The sequence below is a fragment of the Pseudomonas multiresinivorans genome (assembly GCF_012971725.1).
GTDB classification, from domain to species: Bacteria; Pseudomonadota; Gammaproteobacteria; order Pseudomonadales; family Pseudomonadaceae; genus Pseudomonas; species Pseudomonas multiresinivorans.
Genome location: NZ_CP048833.1, coordinates 2,111,081 through 2,131,804, shown reverse-complemented (window position 1 = coordinate 2,131,804; position 20,724 = coordinate 2,111,081). Strand labels below are relative to the sequence as shown.

Genomic DNA, 20,724 nt, shown 5'->3' with positions numbered 1-20,724 from the left:
GACGCTGCGCAAGGGATTCTCGCCCATGGGGGGATAGAGTTTCCCTACCAAGCCACTCATTGAGGGAACACATCATGTACGAGCGCATTCTGGTAGCGGTGGACGGCAGCCCGGTTTCCGACCGAGCCCTGGTCGAGGCGGCCAAGCTGGCCCAACTGAGCGGCGGCGAGCTGCGCGTTATCACCATCGTCGACAGCCCGCTGCGCCATCTGCCCGACTACGCGGTGTACTACAACCCGGAGCCGCTGCGCGAAGCCGCGCTGAAGGCCGCCGATGATATCCTCGGCAAGGCGAAAGAGAAGATCGCCGAGTTCCCGGTTAAAACCAGCTTCGAGCGGGTCTGCCAGGAGCGCGCCAGCGAGGAGATCGCCGAGCGCATCGAGATCGAGGCCGAAGCCTCCAAGGCCGATGTCATCGTCATGGGCACCCACGGCCGCCGTGGCGTACGCCGCCTGATGCTGGGCAGCGTGGCCGAAGGCCTGCTGCGCGTCAGCAACCGCCCGGTGCTGCTGGTTCGCGAGAAGTAACAGCCCGCGGAAAACAAAAGGCCCTGCGGCACAAGCCGCAGGGCCTTTTTTCATGGCCGCCGTTCAGGTCGGCTATCTACTCATTGCGAAGCGGTCATGGCGCGTTTGCAGGAGTGGAAGATGTCCAGGTCCGGCTGGTACAGGCTGGTCTGCACACCGTAGAGCCCGAGCACCGAATGGAACAGGTTGTCATGGCTCAGCTCGTCGCCGCCGGCTTTCTTCTCCAGGCAGCCGCGGTCGACGCCCATGCCCCCCAGCGCACCGTTGCCGAACCACATCACCATGGGCACGTGGGTCTGCGCCTTCGGCGCGATGGCATAGGGCGCGGCGTGCAGATATACGCCGTTCTCGCCCAGCGACTCACCGTGGTCGGAGACGTAGAGCATCGAAGTATCGAAGCGCCCCTCGTTGCGCTTGAGCAGCTCCACGACCTTGGACAGGAAGTAGTCGGTGTAGAGGATGGTGTTGTCGTAGACGTTCACCAGCTCTTCCTTGCTGCAGCTGCCCAACTGGTTGGTATGGCAGACCGGGGTGAAGCGCTCCATGGTCTTCGGATAGCGGTCGTAGTACTCCGGGCCATGGCTGCCATCGGCGTGCAGGACAATGATCGCGTTGTCCTTCAGGCCATCTATGTAGGCCTGCAGGTCCTGCAGCATGGCTTCGTCAAGGCAGCGATTGCCGTCGCAGAACGGGCCCGGCTGATCCTTCGAGATATCGCGGCTGGGCACGCGCAGGCAGGTGCCCTTGCAATCGCTGTTGTTGTCCAGCCAGAGCACCGACACGCCGACACGCTGGAGGATGTCCAGCAGGCCCTGGTTGGTCTTGCCCTTCTTGTCGCTGTAATCCTCGCGGGGGAACTTCGAGAACATGCAGGGCACGGAAACCGCCGTCGAAGTACCGCAGGAGCTGACATTGGTGAAGTTGAGGATATCGAGCTTCTTCAGCTCCGGGTTGGTCTCGCGCGCGTAGCCATTGAGGGAGAAATGGTCCGCACGGGCGGTTTCGCCGACCACGAAGATCATCAGCGATTTCTTGCCGTCGGCATTCACCTTGCGCGGCATCACCGCGTCCTCGCCGATGGGCTGCACCACCAGGTTTTCCTTGATGCCCAGGCGCTGCTTGGTGAACTTGCTCACCGCATAGATGTAGTTGGTCGGGTTGATGAAGTGGGTCAGCTTCTCTTCCTGGCGGAACACCGGGGCGTAGGTGGAATAGAACGAACCGACGCAGACGGCGACCACCACCAGGCAGCCGAAGATCACCAGCACCTTGTTCAGCAGCCCGCGGAAGAACGGGCTGTAGCGTACCGGCGTCAGCCAGATGATCACCGCCGGCAGCACGCCCAGCAGAAGCAGGTAGCCGACCATGCGCGCGCTGAACAGCGCGGCGGCCTCGCCGGGGTTGGTCTCGATGACGTTCTGCACCATCACGGTATCGATCACGACACCGTAGGAGTTCATGAAGTACGCCGCCGCCGCCGAAACCAGCGCCACCAGGGTCAGCGCAGGCTTGAGCAAGGGGCGGAAGGACACCAGGGTCAGCAACAGAGTGAAGGCGGCCCAGAGGAACAAGGCGAACGAGGCGAAGAACGCCACGCCCCAGAGGCCCTCCATGGGCACCAGGCTGTTCAGGGCCCGCCAGGTGGCGAAGTTGTAGAACAGCACCAGTGCCAGCGAGAACAGCAGGACCAGCCTTGCAGAGCTGACCTGGGGGAAGAGGCGGCGCTTGCCCTCGGACATCGAGCGCACTCCTTACATCGATAGTCGGATAGGAAATGGGATGGCCGACGCTGCCGGCCGGCGGCGCAACTCTAGCGGGCAATTAGTCAAAAAAGTGTCAATTTCGAAACACTGCCCATCCTTCAGAATCTGGACAATATCAAAGCAGAACCTGGCACTACCGTACGTCGTTTCGTATTAACCAGTTTGTCGGAAATGACCGTCAGACCTTGCGAGCCGCAGACAGCTTCCTAGACTCACATCAAAGTGATATCAATTCGCCAACTACCTCCCTCGACATCTGGAGCATCCCGCCCATGGACTGGCAGAAGGACGCCTTACCCGATGCTGTGCTGTTGGAGTGCTCTCACAATTCCGGCCTGGTCCTGCTGGCCATCCTCATCGCCTGCATCGCCAGCTTCGTCGCGCTGAGCATCGCCGCGCGGATGGTCCGCGCGCCGCAACACGCGCACCGTTGGCAGTGGGTCGGCGGCATCTGCCTGGGCAGTGGCATCTGGTCGATGCACTTCGTCGCCATGCTGGCCTTCCACTCCTCGGTGCCACTGCACTTCACCGGCGGCCTGACACTGATCTCGCTGCTCATCGCCATCGCCATCTGCGTGGTCGCCATGCGCCTGCTCGCCCACGCGGGCCTGAGCCCCCTGCAGTACCTGCTGGCCGCCTGCTGCATCGGCGCCAGCATCGCCGGCATGCACTACACCGGCATGGCCGCCATCGAGTCGCCGCCGATGCAGCACTACGACCCGCTACTGGTCACCCTGTCGGTGCTGATGGCCGTACTGGTAGCTTTCGTCGCGCTGGTGCTGGCACCGGTACTCAATCGCCAGCCGGCAGGCCGCCAGTGGCTCTACCAGGTTTTCGCCAGCCTGCTGCTGGGCGGCGCCATCGCCAGCATGCACTTCACCGGCATGGCCGCCCTGACCCTGACCCTGCCCTCCTGGGTGGCGCCGGTGGCGGACCTGGGGCGCAACAACGCCATCCAGCTCGGCCTTATGGTCGGCCTGCTGGCACTCGCCGTGGTGCTCGCCGGGCTCTGGGCGGCCTGGATCGAAGACAGCCTGGAAAGCAAGGAAAGCGAGTTGAGCCGGGTCAACGCCCTGCTCAGCCAACTGGACCACGCCAATGCCTCGCTGCAGCAATTGGCTCGCTTCGATGGCCTCACCGGCCTGCATAACCGCAATGCGCTCAACGAGGAGTTCGCCGCCCGCCTACAGCGCAATCGGCAGAAGGGCCAGGGCATGGCGGTCATCCTGCTGGACGTCGATCACTTCAAGCGGGTCAACGATTCCCTTGGCCATGCCGCCGGGGACGAGCTGCTTTGCATCGTTTCCGAGCGCCTGCGCAGTGCGCTGCGCAGCACCGATCTGCTGGCGCGCTTTGGCGGCGACGAGTTCTGCATCCTCGCTGACCTGGGTGAGGACCACGAGGCACGCATCCTCGCCCAGCGCCTGATGCAGCGCATGAAGGAGCCGATCAGCACGGCCGGGCGCAACCTGGTGATGACCATGAGCGTGGGCATCAGCCTGTTCCCCAACGACGGCGATCAACCCGAAGAACTGCTCAAGCACGCGGACCTGGCGCTCTATCAGTCCAAGGGCAACGGGCGCAACGCCACGCATTTCTTCAGCCCGCACCTGAAGACCAAGGCGACCCAGGAACTGCAGCTGGAGGAAGAACTGCGCAAGGCGTTGTGGGACGACGAGCTGGTGCTCTACTACCAGCCGATCCTGCGTATCGACCACGGCGAAGTGGAGCAGCTCGAAGCGCTGGTGCGCTGGAAGCATCCTGCCCACGGCCTGCTGGCGCCGGACCGCTTCATCGGCCTGGCGACCGCCAATGGCCTGATCGGTGCGCTCGACGCCTGGGTACTGCGCCGCGCCTGCGAGGACCTGCGACGCCTGCACGACCTGGGCTACAAGGACCTGCGAGTAGCGGTGAACTGCTGCGCCAGCAATCTCGGCCGCGAAGGGTTGGTCGATGAAGTCCAGCAGACGCTCGAAGACACCGGCCTCGCCGCGCGCTACCTGGAGATGGAGGTCACCGAGAACGCGGTGATGTCCAATATCAGCCAGGCCGTTCCCTTGCTCAACCGCCTGCGCGAGCTGGGTGTGAGCCTGTCGATCGACGATTTCGGCACCGGTTACTCATCGCTGTCCTACCTGCGCCAGCTGCCGCTGGATGCGCTGAAGGTGGACCGCTCCTTCATCCGCGACGTGCCGCAGTCACGCCGCGACAGCGAGATCGCCCAGGCGATCATCGCCATGGCGCAGAAGCTGCACCTGAAGGTGATCGCCGAGGGCGTGGAGCACGCGCAGCAATTGGCGTTCCTGCGCGACAACCATTGCGAGCTGGCCCAGGGTTACCTGTTCAGCCGCCCGCTGCCCCTCTCCGCACTGGTGGAATTCCTCGAGGCCTACCGCGAGGACAGCGATACAGCCTTGCTGCGCAATCAGGCCTGACTGCGGGGTTCCTCAGAAGTCGAATTTCCCCGCACGCCAGCGCGGCAGCCAGCGCAGGGAATCGGCAGTGGTACCGGTGGGGCGGTACTCCGCGCCCAGCCAACCATCGTAGCCGACGTCATCGAGCACCTGCAGCGGCACTTCGAATTCCATCTCTCCCGAGCCCGGTTCGCCGCGCTCGGGGTAGTCGGCGAACTGCACGTGGCCGATCTGGCCCATCAGCGCGTAGATGCAATCCACCAGCTCCAGGCCCATGCGCGCCATGTGGTAGAGGTCCAGTTGCGCACGCAGGTTTTCCCGCGCCACGCGCTCGAGCATGTCCTGCAGGTGCTCCGGGGTGTTGAGCAGGAAATCCTTCATGTCATGGCAGTTGATGGCTTCCATCAGCACGTCGGTGCCGCTGCCGGCGAAGGCATCGCAGGTGCTGCGCAGGCGCTCGGCCAGGGTCTGCAGCGCGACCTCGCGATCGAGCCCCTCGACCAGGCGGCCCGCCAGCACGTTGATGTGCTGCGGCTTGACGATGCGCGCATAGTCCAGCGCCTTGGCCAGCGCCGCCTCGAACTCCGCTGCGCGCTCCGGCACGGCGGCGATGCCCGGGCCGCCCTGCATCAGGTCGCCGGCCGGCAGGTTGATGAGGATCAGCGGCAGGCCGGCTTCGTCCAGCGCGGCTTTCAGGTCCTGCGCGGGGACGTCGTAGGGGAACTGAATCTCCACGCCCTCGAAACCGGCCTTGGCGGCGGCGTCGATACGCTGCAGCAGCGGGACTTCGGTGAACAGCAGGGACAGGTTGGCGCAGAGTTTCATGCGGGGAATTCCTTCGAAAGACGGTATTGCTCGACCAGGGTAGCCGGGTCGCGTTCAAGATTGCCCTGGCTACCGTGCAGGCGCATCAGCTGTGCGGCGAGGCCGCTCATGGGCGTGGCCGAGCCTTCCTCGCGGGAAAGCTTCACGGCAGTGTCCAGGTCCTTGAGCAGCGTGCGCACGTGCCACTTCACCGGCTCGAACTGGCTCAGCGCCATCTGCGGGGCCAGGATCTGCAAGGGTTTGGAATCGGCGAAACCGCCGGCCAGGGCCGGAGCGATCAGGCTGGCATCGACGCCGGATTTCTCCGCCAGTGCCACCACTTCGGCGATCACCAGCGCATTACAGGCGACGATCATCTGGTTGCACACCTTGGTCACCTGCCCCGCGCCGACATCGCCCATTCGCGTCAGGCGCTGACCGAGATGGGCCAGGATCGGCCGCACGCGCTCGATGTCCTCGGCGCGCCCGCCCGCCATGATTGCCAACGTACCGGCTTCCGCGCCCGGCGTACCGCCGGAGACCGGCGCGTCGACCCAGCGCATGCCGGTGCGCGCTTCCAGCTCGGCGGCCATCTCGCGGGTGGCGGCCGGTTCCAGGCTGGAGAAGTCCACCAGCACCTGGCCTGCACGAGCGCCCTCGATGAAGCCGCCGGCACCGAACACCACTTCGCGCACGGCGGCAGTATCGGCCAGGCAGAGCATCACCACCTCGGCATCCGCGCACAGGTCCGCTGGCCTTTCCACGGCCCTGGCGCCCTCTGCGGCGAGTTGCTCACGCTTGCCGGCGGAGCGATTCCACACGGTCAACGGATAGCCAGCAGCCAGCAGGCGTCGCGACATGGGCACGCCCATCAGGCCGAGGCCGGCGAAGGCAAGGGAGGGAATGGCGGACGACATGGACAATCTCCAGTACAGAAGCGGGAAAAGTACGGGGATCGGCATTCTAACAGGCGTCGGTCGCTGCCGGCCGAAGGCGCTGCGACGAAACCGCAGGGCAGCCAAACAGTCGCGCCGCCACTATACTCCCGGAGTTTTTTCCGCCATTGACCCGGAGAACTCTCCCCATGCTCAAACGCACCCTGGCGCTCGCCGCCGGTTTCGCTCTGTCCCTGTCCGCTGTTTTCGCCCACGCCGATACACCGAAGGAACTCAAGGTCTCCGCCATCCCCGACGAAGCCCCGACCGAGCTGCTGCGCAAGTTCAAGCCGCTGGGTGCCTACCTCGAAGAGCAACTGGGCATGCCGGTGAAGTTCATCCCGGTGTCCGACTACGCCGGCGTGGTCGAGGCCCTGGCGTCGGATCGCCTGGACATGGCCTGGCTGGGCGGCTTCACCTTCGTCCAGGCGCGCCTGAAGACCGGCAACGCCATCCCGCTGGTGCAGCGCGAGCAGGACCAGCAGTTCACCAGCAAATTCATCACCGCCGACCCGAACGTGAAATCGATTCAGGACCTCAAGGGCAAGACCTTCGCCTTCGGCTCGGTATCGTCCACCTCCGGCAGCCTGATGCCGCGCTACTTCATGCAGAAGGACGGCGTGGTGCCCGAGCAGTTCTTCTCACGCGTGGCGTACTCCGGCGCCCACGACGCCACTGTCGCCTGGGTCCAGGCCGGCAAGGTCGACGCCGGCGTACTGAACGCCTCCGTCTGGCAGAAGCTGGTGGACAGCGGCAAGGTCGACACCAACAAGGTGAAGGTCTTCGCCACTACACCGACCTACTACGACTACAACTGGACCGTGCGCGGCAACCTCGATCCGGCCCTGGCCGAGAAGATCAAGAAAGCCTTCCTCGCCCTCGACCCGAGCAAGCCGCGCGACAAGGAAATCCTCGACCTGCAGGCGGCCAGCCGCTTCATCGAGACCCAGCCTGACAACTACAAGGGCATCGAGGAATCGGCGCGCGCCGCCGGCCTGCTGAAGTGACCCTGAAACTGACCGGCGTGGAGCACATCCACGCCAATGGCCAGCGCTCGCTCGCCGGTATCGACCTCAGCGTCGATACCGGTGAACGGGTGGCGATCATCGGCCCTTCGGGCGCCGGCAAGACCACCCTGCTGCGCATCCTGGCCACCGCCCTGCAACCCTCGGCGGGGCGCTACGAGCTGCTCGACGCCCAGCCCTGGACGCTGGGTGCCGGCGCGCGCCAGCGCCTGCGTGCCCGCATCGCGCTGATTCACCAGGCCCCGCCGCTGCCGCCGCGCCAGCGCGTGGTCACCGCCGTGCTCGCTGGCCGCCTCGGCCAGTGGCCGTTGTGGAAGAGCCTGGCCAGCCTGCTCTACCCCGTCGACAGCACCGGCGCCCGCAGCGAGTTGCAGCGCCTGGACCTGGGCGACAAGCTCTTCGAACGTTGCGACAAGCTCTCCGGTGGCCAGCTGCAACGCGTCGGCATCGCCCGTGCGCTGTACCAGCAGGCTGAAGTGCTGCTGGCGGATGAACCCGTCTCGGCCATGGACCCCGTGCTCGCCGGCCACACCCTCGGCGTGCTTACCCGTGAAGCGCAGGACCGTGGCGTGACCCTGCTGGCCAGCCTCCACGCGGTCGAGCTCGCCCTGCAGCACTTCCCGCGCATAGTCGGAATACGCGACGGTCGCATCGCCTTCGACAAGGCAGCACAGCACGTCACCCCCGATGACCTGCACACCCTCTACGCCAACGAGCAGCTCGGCCAGCAGGGCGTTTCCTCGCCGGAAGGCAGGCCTGTGGTGGTGCAGATCCCGCGATGCTGAACCCTGCTCTGTCGAAGACTTCGCCCCGCGATCCGGCGGCGCTGCCGCGCCTGCTGCTCACCCTGCTCGCCCTGGCCTTGCTGTGGCCGGGATTGCGCCTGTCCGAGCTGGATATCGCCGGCCTGTTCAGCGGCGACAACGCGCGGACCATGGCGAACTTCCTAGCCGGCTTCTGGCCGCCGGCCCATGACGAGGAATTCCTCGCCCTGCTCGGCCGCGCCACCCTGGAAACCCTGGCCATCGCCACCGCCGGCATGGCCCTGGCCTGGTTGATCGCCTTCCCCGCCGCCTTGCTGGCAACCCGCGCGCTGTCGATCTCCGCCCTGCCCCGTGGCGGGCTGCCGGCCTGGTGGGCGCGCGCGCTGCGCTGGCCGGTGCGCGGCCTGCTGATCGTCCTGCGCAGCGTGCCGGAGATCGTCTGGGCGCTGCTGTTCGTCCGCGCCGTGGGCCTGGGCCCCACCGCTGGCGTGCTGGCTATCGCCATCACCTACGGCGGCATGCTCGGCAAGGTCTACGCGGAAATCTTCGAATCGGTGGACCCGCGACCGACGCGCGCCGTGCTGCTGGGCGGCGGCTCGCGGTTGCAGGCCTTCGCCTACGGCGTGCTGCCCTCGGCGGCGGCGGAACTGATTTCCTACACCGTCTACCGCTGGGAGTGCGCGATCCGCGCCTCGGTGGTGATGGGCTTCGTGGGCGCCGGCGGCCTCGGTCAGCAGATCGACCTGTCGCTGCGCATGTTCGCCGGCGGCGAAGTGGCGAGCATCCTGCTGACCTTCCTGGTCCTGGTGCTGGGCGCCGACCTGCTCAGCCGCTTTCTGCGCGGGAGGCTCGAATGACCGGCCTGCTGCGCAGCCTCGGCTGGCTGCTGCTGATCCTGCTCGCCATCGGCGCGTCCTTCACCTATCTGGAGATGGACAGCGGCGGCCTGTTCGACGCGCGCGGCCTCGGCCAGATGCTCGATTACGGCCGCGATTTCCTCTCGCCGGACCTGAGCACAACGCACCTCACGGCAGTCGGTCGCGGCGCCCTGGAGACCCTGGCCATGTCGGCCATCGGCACCCTGCTCGCGGCGCTGCTTGGCATGCTGCTGGCGCTACCGGCGGCCGGGCGCTTCGGGCGCATTGCGCAGAGCCTCTCGCGGCTGCTGCTCAACGCCCTGCGCGCGGTGCCGGAGCTGGTCTGGGGTGCGCTGATGGTGCTGGCCGCCGGCCTGGGCCCGAACGCCGGCACGCTCGCCCTGGCCCTGCACACCGGCGGCGTGCTCGGCCGGCTGTTCGCCGAGGCGCTGGAGAATACCCCGAGCGCCCCGGCAGAGGCCGTGCGCCTGGGCGGTGGCGGACGCGTCGCCGCATTCGCCTACGGCACCCTGCCGGCCGTCTGGCCGCAACTGGTGGCGTACATGCTCTACCGCTGGGAGAACAACATCCGCATGGCCAGCGTGCTCGGCTTCGTCGGCGCGGGCGGGCTGGGGCAGATGCTGTATTTCAGCCTCAGCCTGTTCCAGCAGGCCCAGGCGGCGACCGTGATCCTCGCCATGCTGTTGCTGGTGCTGTGTGTGGATTCGCTCAGCGCCTGGGCGCGGCAGCGCTGGGTGAGCCATTAGCACTTGTAGGAGCGAGGGGGCGCCCCACGACGAAGTCACCGGTGAGTCCGTTCGCGAGCAAGCTCGCTCCTACAGGTAAACCGCCGTCGCCTGGCGGGGCTGAACTGCACGCAATAAAAAGCCCGGCACACAGGCCGGGCTTTTTATTGCGTACGTCGGTTACGAGTCGCCGTGGATCACCTTGTCCAGGTCGATCGGGTCGCCCGGCTGGGTGCCGAGCTTCTGACGGATGTCCTCGAACATCGCGTCGTATTCCTTGTGATTGCGCACCATCGAGCCGAATCGCGGATGCAGGCCATGCTTCTGCGCGATGCGGGTGGCATCGCTGGCGAAATTGAAGGCCTGTTCCTTGGGCATGTCCCATTCTTCGGTGAAGGCATTGCCGTCGATCTCGCCCTTCATGACGAAGTGAACGATGGTGCCTTTTTCCACATCCTTGCGGACTTCATAGTTGATGTGAGCGTCGATCTCCTGCTGCCCCAGCCCCGGCAGGGACTGGAGATGCAGATGGCCCGGTTCGAACATGGCGAATCTCCTTCTATGGAATCCCGACAGTCTAGCCGGCCTTTGCGAATTGGAAATCGCCCTGTGTCAGTGCACGGACTCTTTTCGAACTCTTTCCTGTACCAGCACCCAGGGGGCGATCACTACCGCCCAAAGCTCCGGGTCGCGGTCGAGAAAATCCTGCGCCAGCTTTTCGTCGACCTTGCTCAGCTCACCACTGGCCAGCCAGGCCGATACCTTCGCCCTGTCGTCCTCGGCCACGCCCATCGCGACCTCCACCAGATCGGCAGAACCCGCGACCTTGAGCAGGTTGCCGCGGGCAAAGAAAGGCGCGAGCTCCTGCCAGGAAATCTTCGCGGTTTCGCCAAGCAACTTGGCATAGAGGGTGCTAGCTTCTTCTGTCATGGATCTCACCTGGTAAACGAACGGCGCCATGATAGCGCCGAGACCGCGCCAGGCAAGGTTCGGACGGCGTTTTCCATGGTGACGGAAAACCCATGGGGATAAGTCGGAAGGCGCCGTTTTTCTGTACGTTTGTTTCAATCTTGCGACATGCCCACAATCGGCTGTCCGCCCCCCGCTTTTCAAGCGGTCCGGCGGCACTCTACACTGTACCGGTACAGTTGCCGGTGGGCCTGTCCGGGGCAATCCCGGTCCGGTAGCCCTTCGGCCACCAGGACTACAAAAACGAAAACACAAGAAGAGTGGAGCACTATGAAAAAGGGTACTCAGCGTCTTTCCCAGCTGTTCACCGCCATGGCTCTGGCCGGCGTTGCCAGCTTCTCCATGGCCGCCGACACTATCAAGATCGCTCTGGCCGGCCCGGTGACCGGCGCAGTCGCCCAGTATGGGGAGATGCAGTTCATTGGCGCGAAAATGGCCATTGAGCAGATCAACAAGGCCGGCGGCGTCGACGGCAAGCAACTCGAAGGCGTGGTCTACGACGACGCTTGCGACCCTAAACAAGCCGTGGCCGTTGCCAACAAGATCGTCAACGACGGCGTCAAGTTCGTCGTTGGCCACCTGTGCTCCAGCTCCACTCAACCGGCTTCGGACATCTACGAAGACGAAGGCGTGCTGATGATCACCGCCGCCTCCACCAGCCCGGACATCACTTCCCGCGGCTACAAGCTGATCTTCCGCACCATCGGTCTGGACAGCCTGCAGGGCCCGACCGCCGGCAAGTTCATCGCCGAGCACATCAAGCCCAAGACCGTGGCCGTGATCCACGACAAGCAGCAGTACGGCGAAGGCATCGCCACTGCCGTGAAGAAGACCCTGGAAGGCGCCGGCATCAAGGTCGCCCTGTTCGAAGGCATCAACGCCGGCGACAAGGACTTCTCCGCGATGATCGCCAAGCTCAAGCAGGCCAAGGTCGACTTCGTCTACTACGGCGGCTACCACCCGGAGCTGGGCCTGATCCTGCGTCAGGCTGCCGAGAAAGGCCTGAAAGTCGGCTTCATGGGCCCGGAAGGCGTGGGTAACAAGGAAATCTCCGCCATCGCCGGCCCGGCTTCCGAAGGCCTGTACGTGACCCTGCCGAAGTCCTTCGACCAGGATCCGAAGAACCAGGCCCTGGTTGACGCCTTCAAGGCCAAGAACGAAGACCCGAGCGGTCCGTTCGTGTTCCCGGCCTACGCCGCGGTCCAGGTCATCGCCGAAGGCATCAAGAAAGCCGGCAGCGAGGACACCGACAAGGTAGCCGCCGCTCTGCGCGCCAATACCTTCGCGACCCCGACCGGTGACCTGGCCTTCGACGAGAAGGGCGACCTGAAGAACTTCAACTTCGTGGTCTACCAGTGGCACAAGGACGGCACCAAGACCGAAGCCAAGTAAGCCACCCGCCGCCACACAAAGCCCACTGCCCACGCAGTGGGCTTTGTTTATCCGAGTATTCCGGGGGTCCGTCGCGCCACAAGCGCCGCTTCACGCGACGCCCGAGGAGTTAGGTAATGCCTGAGCTCTATCACTACCTGCAACAGCTGATCAACGGCCTCACCGTCGGCAGCACCTATGCCCTGATCGCCATCGGCTACACCATGGTCTACGGCATCATCGGCATGATCAACTTCGCCCATGGCGAGGTGTACATGATTGGCTCGTACGTGGCCTTCATCGTGATCACGGGGCTGGCGATGATGGGAATCGTGAGTCTTCCTGTCGTCATCATCTGCACCTTCGCCGCGGCGATCATCGTCACCAGCGCCTACGGCTACACCATCGAACGGATCGCCTATCGCCCCCTGCGCGGAAGCAACCGGCTGATTCCGCTGATCTCCGCGATCGGCATGTCGATATTCCTGCAGAACGAGGTTCTGCTGGCCCAGGATTCCAAGGACAAGGCAATCCCCAACCTGCTGCCGGGCAACTTCGTGATCGGCGCCGACGAAATGACCGGCGTGACCATCTCGTACATGCAGGTGCTGATCTTCATCGTCACCCTGCTGACCATGTACGGCCTGTCCATGTTCATCTCCCGCTCCCGCCTGGGTCGCGCCTGCCGCGCCTGCGCCGAGGACCTGAAGATGGCCAACCTGCTGGGCATCAACACCAACAACATCATCGCCCTGACCTTCGTCATCGGCGCCACCCTGGCCGCTGTGGCCGCGGTGCTGCTGGGCCTGCAATACGGCGTGATCAACCCGCACATCGGCTTCCTCGCCGGCATCAAGGCGTTCACCGCCGCGGTGCTGGGCGGCATCGGCAGCATCCCGGGCGCCATGCTCGGCGGCCTGGTGCTGGGCGTGGCTGAAGCCTTCGGCGCCGACGTGTTCGGTGACCAGTACAAGGACGTGGTGGCCTTCACCCTGCTGGTGCTCGTGCTGCTCTTCCGCCCCACTGGCCTGCTCGGTCGCCCGGAGGTGGAAAAGGTATGACTCGGAAACTCAAGACCGCCTTCTTCAGCGCCCTGCTGGTGATGGCCGTGGCCTACCCGGTGCTGGGCCTGAAGCTCAGCGTGATCGGTATCGGCCTGCAGCTGGAAAACGTCAGCCCCACCCGCCTGTGGACCATCGCCGCCTGCGCCGTGCTGATGTTCGTCTGGCAATTGGTGCGTGACCGCTTCGCCTTCGGCGGCAGCGTGAAGCAAGCCCTGTCGCATCCGCATACCCGTCTGGCCGAACGCCTGACCCACGCCTCCGTGCAACGCAAGATCATCATGGTGCTGATCCTCATCGCCCTCGCCTGGCCGTTCTTCGGCTCGCGCGGCGCGGTGGACATCGCTACCCTGATCCTGATCTACGTGCTGCTGGGCCTGGGCCTGAACATCGTCGTGGGCCTGGCTGGCCTGCTCGACCTCGGCTACGTCGGCTTCTATGCCGTGGGCGCCTACAGCTACGCGCTGCTGTCGCACTACTACGGCCTGGGCTTCTGGGTGTGCCTGCCGATCGCCGGCCTGATGGCTGCGTTCTTCGGCTTCATTCTCGGCTTCCCGGTGTTGAGATTGCGCGGGGACTACCTGGCGATCGTGACCCTGGGCTTCGGCGAGATCATCCGCATCCTGCTGCGCAACATGACCGAGCTGACCGGCGGCCCCAACGGCATCAGCAACATCGACAAGCCGACCCTGTTCGGCCTGACCTTCGAGCGCCGCGCCCCCGAGGGGATGCAGACCTTCCACGAGTTCTTCGGCATCGCCTACAACTCGAACTACAAGGTCGTGTTCCTCTACCTGGTCGCGCTGCTGCTGGTGCTGCTGGTGCTGTTCGTGATCAACCGCCTGCTGCGCATGCCCCTGGGTCGCGCCTGGGAAGCTCTGCGCGAGGACGAGATTGCCTGCCGCGCACTGGGCCTCAACCCGACGCTGATCAAGCTCTCCGCCTTCACCCTCGGCGCCTGCTTCGCCGGTTTCGCCGGCAGCTTCTTCGCCGCGCGCCAGGGCCTGGTCACCCCGGAGTCGTTCACCTTCATCGAATCGGCCATCATCCTCGCCATCGTGGTGCTGGGTGGCATGGGTTCCCAGCTCGGCGTCATCCTGGCCGCCGTGGTGATGATCCTGCTGCCCGAACTGATGCGTGAGTTCAGCGAGTACCGCATGCTGATGTTCGGCGCCCTCATGGTGCTGATGATGATCTGGCGTCCGCAGGGGCTTCTGCCCATGCAGCGCCCGCACCTGGAGTTGCGCAAATGAGCCGACCGATTCTTGAAGTATCCGGCCTCACCATGCGCTTCGGCGGGCTGCTGGCCGTCAACAACGTGGCCCTGAAGGTCCAGGAAAAACAGGTGATCTCGATGATCGGCCCCAACGGCGCCGGCAAGACCACCGTGTTCAACTGCCTGACCGGCTTCTACGCGCCCACCGGCGGCGAGATCCTGCTGCGCGGCGAGCCCATCCAGGGCCTGCCGGGCCACAAGATCGCCCACAAGGGCGTGGTGCGGACCTTCCAGAACGTACGTCTGTTCAAGGAAATGACCGCGGTGGAGAACCTGCTGGTGGCGCAACACCGGCACATCAACACCAACTTCCTCGCCGGCCTGCTCAAGACCCCGGCCTTCCGTCGCGCGGAAGCCGAGGCCCTGGACTACGCCTCGCACTGGCTGGAAATCGTCAATCTCAAGGACATCGCCAACCGCCCGGCGGGCACCCTCGCCTACGGCCAGCAGCGCCGCCTGGAGATCGCCCGCTGCATGATGACCCGCCCGCAGCTGTTGATGCTGGACGAGCCGGCGGCCGGCCTGAACCCGCGGGAAACCGAGGACCTCAAGGCGCTGATCGCCATGTTGCGCTCCGAGCACGGCGTCACCGTCCTGCTCATCGAGCACGACATGAAGCTGGTGATGAGCATTTCCGACCACATCTACGTGATCAACCAGGGCACTCCCCTGGCGGACGGCACCCCGGAGGAAATCCGCGGCAACCCGGATGTGATCAAAGCCTATCTGGGGGAGTCCTGAGTCATGCTGAAGTTCGACAAGGTTTCCACCTTCTACGGCAAGATCCAGGCGCTGCACGACGTCAGCATGGAAGTCCAGCAGGGTGAGATCGTCACCCTGATCGGCGCCAACGGCGCCGGCAAGTCGACCCTGCTGATGACCCTGTGCGGCTCGCCGCGCGCCTCCTCCGGCAGCATCACCTACATGGGCGAGGAACTGGTCGGCAAGGAATCCTCCGTGATCATGCGCAAGAGCATCGCCGTCGTGCCGGAAGGCCGCCGCGTGTTCGCCCGCCTGACCGTGGAGGAGAACCTCGCCATGGGCGGTTTCTTCACCAGCAAGGGTGACTATCAGGAGCAGATGGACAAGGTCCTGGCCCTGTTCCCGCGTCTGAAGGAACGCTTCAACCAGCGCGGCGGCACCATGTCCGGCGGCGAACAGCAGATGCTCGCCATCGGCCGTGCGCTGATGAGCAAGCCCAAGCTGCTGCTGCTCGACGAGCCGTCCCTGGGCCTGGCGCCGATCATCATCCAGCAGATCTTCGACATCGTCGAACAGCTGCGCCAGGAAGGCGTGACCGTCTTTCTCGTCGAGCAGAACGCCAACCAGGCGCTCAAGCTCGCTGACCGCGGCTACGTACTGGAGAACGGTCGCATCGTCATGCAGGACACTGGCGCCAACCTGCTGGTGAACCCTAAGGTGCGCGACGCGTACCTCGGCGGCTGATCCTCGCGCTGCAAAGAAACGGCCCTTCGGGGCCGTTTTTTATGACGGCCTGAAAGGGTCCTGTAGGAGCGAGCTTGCTCGCGAACCACCTCCAACGACGACGCTGACGGGAAATCCATTCGCGAGCAAGCTCGCTCCTACAGTCAGCCCGCCCTCCTCCGCCATTTCGACCACCTCTCCCGACTCAGCCGACAGACAGCACGCACGCGCTAGCCAAGCATCGGTGGACAATCACCGGGAGAGCCGCCATGAACGCCGACCACTACACCGAATCCCTCGTGCTGCTGCGCAAGCTGGCCCACGGCATAGACCCGCGCCACGATGCTCCCTTGGCAGTCGACGATCCCTGCCAGGCCCCGGAAGTGATCCGCGCGCTTTTCCACGCTATCCAGGCACTGGAAGCTCCACCGGCCAAGCCACGCGTATTGCCCCAGCAGGCCGGCAAACCCTGGCAGGAGGCAGAAGAGAAAGCCTTGCTGGAGCGCTTCGAGGCTGGCGAGACGGTGGCAGCCATCGCCCGCGAGCACGGGCGCTCCAGCGGCGGCATCCGTTCCCGGCTCAAATACCTGGGCAAACTCTGAGGTGCAGAAACGAAAACGCCGCCCAATGGGCGGCGTTTTCGTTGACTGGCGTTCAGGTGCCGTAGCTCAGCACCTGTGCGCGCTGGCGCAATTGGGAGACCACATCGTCCTCCATCCGGCCTTCGGAGATCAGCAGATCGCGGCGAATGGTCTGCACCGCCTCCGTGCTTTGATCATGGTCGGCCAGGTGCTGGCCCTCGATGACGCGCCGCAGAACTACATCTCCATCGTCGTTGGTCAGGGTCAGAATACGGCCGCCGTCGGGGCGTGCCGGGCCCAGGGAGGGAGCGTAGGGAGCGAAGGTCTCGGTCAGCAGGGCGCTTAGCCGGTCCATGTCGTATCTCCTTGTTGCGAAATGAAAAAACACAGGAAGAAGACCGCACGTTCGGCGATAAAGTTCGTGAGTTTCAGTACCGTTGGTCATGACGGCATGTTTCACGGCCCGTTCATGCGGGCATGAAAAAGCCCGCCGATTGGCGGGCTTTTCCAGGCAGCGAGCCGCGTTTTAGAGCGGCTTGCCGCGGTTGCCGTGGGCGCTGACAAAGGCCTGAACCTTGGCCAGTTCGTTCGGCAGAACCGTGCAACACTCTTCCCGCTGGAACAGGTCGGCCAGGTGCGTCGGCAGTGCCGGAACCGCCTCGATGCCGGCCTTCTCCACCGCTTCCGGGAACTTGACCGGATGCGCGGTGCCCAGGGTAACCATCGGCACGGCCAGGCTGCGGCGGCACTCGCGAGCGGCGCGCACGCCGATGGCGGTGTGCGGGTCCAGCAGCTCGCCCGACTCGGCGAACACCTGGGAGATGGTCTCGCAGGTTTCCTCGTCGCTCACCGCCAGCGAATCGAACAGACGGCGGGCTTCGGTCCAGCGGTCATCCTCGACAGCCAGCTTGCCGGTGGCCTTGAAGTTGTCCATCAGCTCGGCGACTGCCTTGCCGTTGCGGCCGTGCAGGTCGAACAGCAGGCGCTCGAAGTTGGACGAGACCATGATGTCCATGGACGGCGACAGCGACGCGTGCAGGGTGTCCTTGTCGTAGCGGTTGCCGGACATGAAGCGGTGCAGGATGTCGTTGCGGTTGGTCGCGACGATCAGCTGGCTGATCGGCAGGCCCATGTTGCGCGCCAGGTAGCCGGCGAAGATGTCGCCGAAGTTGCCGGTGGGCACCGAGAAGGCCACGGAACGGGCCGGTGCGCCAAGCTGCAGGGCAGCGTGGAAGTAGTAGACGATCTGGGCCATGATCCGCGCCCAGTTGATCGAGTTCACTGCCACCAGGCGAGTGCCTTTGAGGAAACCCTGGTCGGCGAAGCTGGCCTTGACCATCTCCTGGCAGTCGTCGAAGTTGCCTTCGATGGCGATGTTGTGGATGTTCTCGCCGAGGATGGTGGTCATCTGCCGGCGCTGCACCTCGGACACACGGTTGTGCGGGTGCATGATGAAGATGTCGACGTTCTCGCAGGCCTTGCAGCCTTCGATGGCGGCCGAGCCGGTGTCGCCGGAGGTGGCGCCCATGATCACCACGCGCTCGCCACGCTTGGTCAGCACGTGGTCGAGCAGGCGGCCGAGCAGCTGCAGGGCGAAGTCCTTGAAGGCCAGGGTGGGGCCGTGGAACAGCTCCAGCACCCACTCATTGCCGTTGAGCTGGCGCAGCGGCGCCACGGCGTTGTGGGCGAAGACACCGTAGGTCTCTTCGAGAATCTTCTTGAAGTCGGCATCGCTGATACTGCCGGCAACGAACGGGCGCATCACGCGGAAGGCCAGCTCGTGGTACGGCAGGCCGGCCCAGGAGGCGATTTCCTCGACGGTGAAGCGCGGCAGGTTTTCCGGCACGTAGAGGCCGCCGTCGCTGGCCAGGCCAGCCAGCAGCACGTCTTCGAAGTTCAGCGCGGGCGCCTGGCCGCGGGTACTGATGTAACGCATGGTGTGAAACCTTCGGGTTGGCGGCGGCGCGCAGGCGCCGCCGCAGTCGATTCAGTTCAGTTGTTCGACGCGGATGCGTACGACATTGCCGACGACGTCATCCAGCGCTTCCAGCGCGGCGATGGCTTCGATGATGCGGGACTCGAGCACGCGGTGGGTAACCAGGATCATCGGCACCAGACCGTCATGCTCTTCGACTTCCATCTGCATGATCGATTCGATGTTGATGCCGCGCTCGGAGAGGATGGTCGCCACCTGGGCCAGTACGCCCGGATGGTCCTTGGCCTGGATGCGCAGGTAGTAGGCGCTTTCGCAGGCGTCGATCGGCAGGATCGGGTGGTCGGAGAGCGAGTCCGGCTGGAAGGCCAGGTGCGGCACGCGGTTCTCCGGGTCGGCGGTCATGGCGCGAACCACGTCGACCAGGTCAGCGACCACCGACGAAGCGGTGGGCTCCATGCCGGCGCCGGCGCCGTAGAACAGCGTCGAACCGGCGGCATCGCCGTTGACCATGACCGCGTTCATCACGCCATTCACATTGGCGATCAGGCGGTCGGCCGGGATCAGGGTCGGGTGAACGCGCAGCTCGATACCCTTGTCGGTACGGCGGGCGACGCCCAGGTGCTTGATGCGATAGCCCAGCGCTTCGGCGTAGTTCACGTCGGCGGTGGTCAGCTGGGTGATGCCTTCGGTGTAGGCCTTGTCGAACTGCAGCGGAATACCGAAAGCGATGGACGCCAGGATGGTCAGCTTGTGCGCGGCGTCGATGCCTTCCACGTCGAAGGTCGGATCGGCTTCGGCATAACCCAGCGCCTGGGCCTCCTGCAGCACGTCGGCGAAGGTGCGACCCTTCTCGCGCATTTCGGTGAGGATGAAGTTGCCGGTGCCGTTGATGATGCCGGCCAGCCAGTTGATGCGGTTGGCGGCCAGGCCCTCGCGGATCGCCTTGATCACCGGGATGCCACCGGCCACGGCGGCTTCGAAGGCGACGATGACGCCCTTCTCGCGGGCCTTGGCGAAAATCTCGTTGCCGTGCACGGCGATCAGCGCCTTGTTCGCGGTGACCACGTGCTTGCCGTTCTCGATGGCCTTGAGCACCAGCTCGTGGGCCAGGGTGTAGCCACCGATCAGCTCGATGACGACGTCGATTTCCGGGTTGTTCGCCACGTCGAAGATATCGGCAGTAATGGGGGTACTGCCGGTTTCACACTTCGGATTGGGGCGACGGGCGGCAATCTGCGCAACCTCGATACCACGCCCGGCACGGCGGGCAATCTCCTCGGCGTTGCGTTTGAGTACATTGAAGGTACCGCCACCGACGGTCCCCAACCCACAGATTCCCACTTTCACCGGTTTCACGCTGAAACTCCCCATGATTACAGCATCGGGGCGCCTGACGCGCCGATGCCCGCAACAAGGCGGGCACGGCAGCAGGCACCAAGTCAGAACAGGCGAGGCGCCTGTTCCCTAGTCAAAAGGAACCGAACATTACGAAGCGGTTCCGCATTAGTCAATCAGAGCGCAAGCCGCGGCTTACTTGGCTTCCAGCGCCAGCTTGGCGATCTGGCCGGCCGGCTGGTAGCCCGGCAGCATGGTGCCGTCGGCGAGGATCACTGCCGGGGTGCCTTGCACGCCGACCATCTGGCCCAGGGCGAACTGCGCATCCACCGGGTTATCGCACTTGGCGGCCTTCACTTCCTTCTCGTGGAACATGTCGGTCATCGCCGCCTGGCGGTCCTTGGAGCACCACACGGCCTGCAGTTGCTGGTCGCCCGGCGAGTTCGGACCCTGGCGCGGGAAGGCCAGGTAGCGCACCTCGATACCGCGCTTCTGCAGCTCCGGCACCTCGGCGTGCATCTTCTGGCAGTACGGGCAGGTGGTGTCGGTGAAGACGGTGATGTGCGCCTTGGTCTCGCCCTTGGCCGGGAACACGACCATGTCCTTGGCGGGAATGGCGTTGATGGTCTTGGCCACACCGGCGCTCTCGGCCTTCTCGGTCAGGTTGGTCGGCTTGCCGTCCTTCACCTGGTAGATATTGCCCTGCACGACGAACTGGCCGTCGGCGCTGGCGTAGAGAATGCGACCGCCCTTGAGCTGCACCTGGTAGATGCCGTCCAGGGGACCCTTGGAGATATTCTCGATGGGCAGGTCAGGCTGCAGGGATTGCAGGGTAGTACGGATCGCCTGGTCCGGCTCGGCGGCCAGGGCGAGGGTGCTGGCGAGGCCGATAGCCATACCAGCCAGAAGTCGAGACAAACGCATGGAAAACTCCT

21 protein-coding genes are annotated in these 20,724 nt (G+C 64.8%); 12 read left to right on the top strand and 9 right to left on the bottom strand.

Annotated elements, in window-relative coordinates; all coding sequences use genetic code 11:
• Positions 1 to 74: 74 nt before the first annotated feature.
• Entirely contained in the window at positions 75 to 527 is a 453-nt protein-coding gene (locus tag G4G71_RS09780; RefSeq protein ID WP_024764627.1) for a universal stress protein, read from the top strand.
• 80 nt (positions 528 to 607) lie between these two features.
• Here G4G71_RS09780 and G4G71_RS09775 read toward each other — a convergent pair whose 3' ends face one another.
• The gene (locus G4G71_RS09775; RefSeq protein WP_169937166.1) at positions 608 to 2,266 is read right to left on the bottom strand and encodes a phosphoethanolamine transferase; all 1,659 of its coding nucleotides are present in this window, start codon (positions 2,264 to 2,266) and stop codon (positions 608 to 610) included.
• 296 nt (positions 2,267 to 2,562) lie between these two features.
• Between G4G71_RS09775 and G4G71_RS09770 the strand changes: the two genes are divergently transcribed.
• On the top strand, positions 2,563 to 4,725 hold the full coding sequence (locus tag G4G71_RS09770) for a putative bifunctional diguanylate cyclase/phosphodiesterase (RefSeq protein ID WP_169937164.1): 2,163 nt from the start codon (positions 2,563 to 2,565) through the stop codon (positions 4,723 to 4,725).
• A gap of 12 nt (positions 4,726 to 4,737) precedes the next feature.
• Here G4G71_RS09770 and G4G71_RS09765 read toward each other — a convergent pair whose 3' ends face one another.
• Both G4G71_RS09765 and G4G71_RS09760 read right to left on the bottom strand, forming a co-directional pair.
• Positions 4,738 to 5,529, bottom strand: coding sequence for a hydroxypyruvate isomerase family protein (locus G4G71_RS09765; protein ID WP_169937161.1), 792 nt, complete (start codon positions 5,527 to 5,529; stop codon positions 4,738 to 4,740).
• On the bottom strand, positions 5,526 to 6,425 hold the full coding sequence (locus tag G4G71_RS09760) for an NAD(P)-dependent oxidoreductase (protein ID WP_169937159.1): 900 nt from the start codon (positions 6,423 to 6,425) through the stop codon (positions 5,526 to 5,528). The genes G4G71_RS09765 and G4G71_RS09760 overlap by 4 nt, the downstream gene beginning before the upstream one ends.
• Before the next feature lie 167 nt (positions 6,426 to 6,592).
• Between G4G71_RS09760 and G4G71_RS09755 the strand changes: the two genes are divergently transcribed.
• Genes G4G71_RS09755 through phnE form a run of 4 tightly spaced genes read left to right on the top strand, consistent with a single transcriptional unit; the run spans position 6,593 to position 9,856 of the window.
• Positions 6,593 to 7,450 (top strand): putative selenate ABC transporter substrate-binding protein, encoded by an 858-nt coding sequence (locus G4G71_RS09755; protein WP_054907404.1) that lies wholly within the window; start codon positions 6,593 to 6,595, stop codon positions 7,448 to 7,450.
• Positions 7,447 to 8,253, top strand: coding sequence for a phosphonate ABC transporter ATP-binding protein (locus tag G4G71_RS09750; protein ID WP_169937157.1), 807 nt, complete (start codon positions 7,447 to 7,449; stop codon positions 8,251 to 8,253). The genes G4G71_RS09755 and G4G71_RS09750 overlap by 4 nt, the downstream gene beginning before the upstream one ends.
• Entirely contained in the window at positions 8,247 to 9,089 is an 843-nt protein-coding gene (locus G4G71_RS09745; RefSeq protein WP_169937155.1) for a PhnE/PtxC family ABC transporter permease, read from the top strand. Before G4G71_RS09750 ends, G4G71_RS09745 begins: the two co-directional genes overlap by 7 nt.
• Positions 9,086 to 9,856, top strand: a complete 771-nt coding sequence (gene phnE / locus G4G71_RS09740) for a phosphonate ABC transporter, permease protein PhnE (RefSeq protein WP_169937153.1) — start codon at positions 9,086 to 9,088, stop codon at positions 9,854 to 9,856. The genes G4G71_RS09745 and phnE overlap by 4 nt, the downstream gene beginning before the upstream one ends.
• 159 nt (positions 9,857 to 10,015) lie before the next feature.
• On the opposite strand, the gene G4G71_RS09735 is transcribed toward phnE, so the two are convergent.
• On the bottom strand, positions 10,016 to 10,381 hold the full coding sequence (locus G4G71_RS09735; RefSeq protein WP_024766898.1) for a DUF5064 family protein: 366 nt from the start codon (positions 10,379 to 10,381) through the stop codon (positions 10,016 to 10,018).
• A 66-nt stretch (positions 10,382 to 10,447) separates the two neighbouring features.
• Positions 10,448 to 10,765, bottom strand: coding sequence for a DUF2288 domain-containing protein (locus G4G71_RS09730; protein ID WP_054907401.1), 318 nt, complete (start codon positions 10,763 to 10,765; stop codon positions 10,448 to 10,450).
• A gap of 309 nt (positions 10,766 to 11,074) precedes the next feature.
• Here G4G71_RS09730 and G4G71_RS09725 point away from each other — a divergent pair, with 309 nt between their 5' ends.
• The 6 genes from G4G71_RS09725 (at position 11,075) to G4G71_RS09700 (ending at position 16,539) form a co-directional block, all read left to right on the top strand.
• Positions 11,075 to 12,196 (top strand): branched-chain amino acid ABC transporter substrate-binding protein, encoded by a 1,122-nt coding sequence (locus G4G71_RS09725; RefSeq protein ID WP_024766896.1) that lies wholly within the window; start codon positions 11,075 to 11,077, stop codon positions 12,194 to 12,196.
• A gap of 116 nt (positions 12,197 to 12,312) precedes the next feature.
• Positions 12,313 to 13,236, top strand: a complete 924-nt coding sequence (livH, locus tag G4G71_RS09720; RefSeq protein ID WP_169937151.1) for a high-affinity branched-chain amino acid ABC transporter permease LivH — start codon at positions 12,313 to 12,315, stop codon at positions 13,234 to 13,236.
• Positions 13,233 to 14,489: a high-affinity branched-chain amino acid ABC transporter permease LivM gene (locus tag G4G71_RS09715; RefSeq protein ID WP_169937149.1), complete on the top strand. Its 1,257-nt coding sequence runs from the start codon at positions 13,233 to 13,235 to the stop codon at positions 14,487 to 14,489. Before livH ends, G4G71_RS09715 begins: the two co-directional genes overlap by 4 nt.
• Positions 14,486 to 15,253 (top strand): high-affinity branched-chain amino acid ABC transporter ATP-binding protein LivG, encoded by a 768-nt coding sequence (livG, locus tag G4G71_RS09710; RefSeq protein WP_054907399.1) that lies wholly within the window; start codon positions 14,486 to 14,488, stop codon positions 15,251 to 15,253. Before G4G71_RS09715 ends, livG begins: the two co-directional genes overlap by 4 nt.
• Before the next feature lie 3 nt (positions 15,254 to 15,256).
• A complete protein-coding gene (locus G4G71_RS09705) occupies positions 15,257 to 15,958 on the top strand; it encodes an ABC transporter ATP-binding protein (RefSeq protein ID WP_024766892.1) in 702 nt (233 codons plus the stop codon).
• 248 nt (positions 15,959 to 16,206) lie between these two features.
• Positions 16,207 to 16,539 carry a hypothetical protein gene (locus tag G4G71_RS09700; RefSeq protein ID WP_169937147.1) on the top strand — a complete coding sequence of 111 codons (333 nt, stop codon included), beginning with the start codon at positions 16,207 to 16,209 and terminating at the stop codon, positions 16,537 to 16,539.
• 52 nt (positions 16,540 to 16,591) lie between these two features.
• On the opposite strand, the gene G4G71_RS09695 is transcribed toward G4G71_RS09700, so the two are convergent.
• From G4G71_RS09695 to G4G71_RS09680, 4 genes are all read right to left on the bottom strand, one after another.
• Positions 16,592 to 16,873, bottom strand: coding sequence for a DUF3509 domain-containing protein (locus G4G71_RS09695; protein WP_169937145.1), 282 nt, complete (start codon positions 16,871 to 16,873; stop codon positions 16,592 to 16,594).
• Between the two features lie 171 nt (positions 16,874 to 17,044).
• Positions 17,045 to 18,454 (bottom strand): threonine synthase, encoded by a 1,410-nt coding sequence (gene thrC, locus G4G71_RS09690; protein ID WP_169937143.1) that lies wholly within the window; start codon positions 18,452 to 18,454, stop codon positions 17,045 to 17,047.
• A gap of 51 nt (positions 18,455 to 18,505) precedes the next feature.
• A complete protein-coding gene (locus G4G71_RS09685; protein WP_169937141.1) occupies positions 18,506 to 19,810 on the bottom strand; it encodes a homoserine dehydrogenase in 1,305 nt (434 codons plus the stop codon).
• A gap of 174 nt (positions 19,811 to 19,984) precedes the next feature.
• Positions 19,985 to 20,713 carry a thioredoxin fold domain-containing protein gene (locus G4G71_RS09680; RefSeq protein ID WP_169937139.1) on the bottom strand — a complete coding sequence of 243 codons (729 nt, stop codon included), beginning with the start codon at positions 20,711 to 20,713 and terminating at the stop codon, positions 19,985 to 19,987.
• Positions 20,714 to 20,724: the final 11 nt, after the last annotated feature.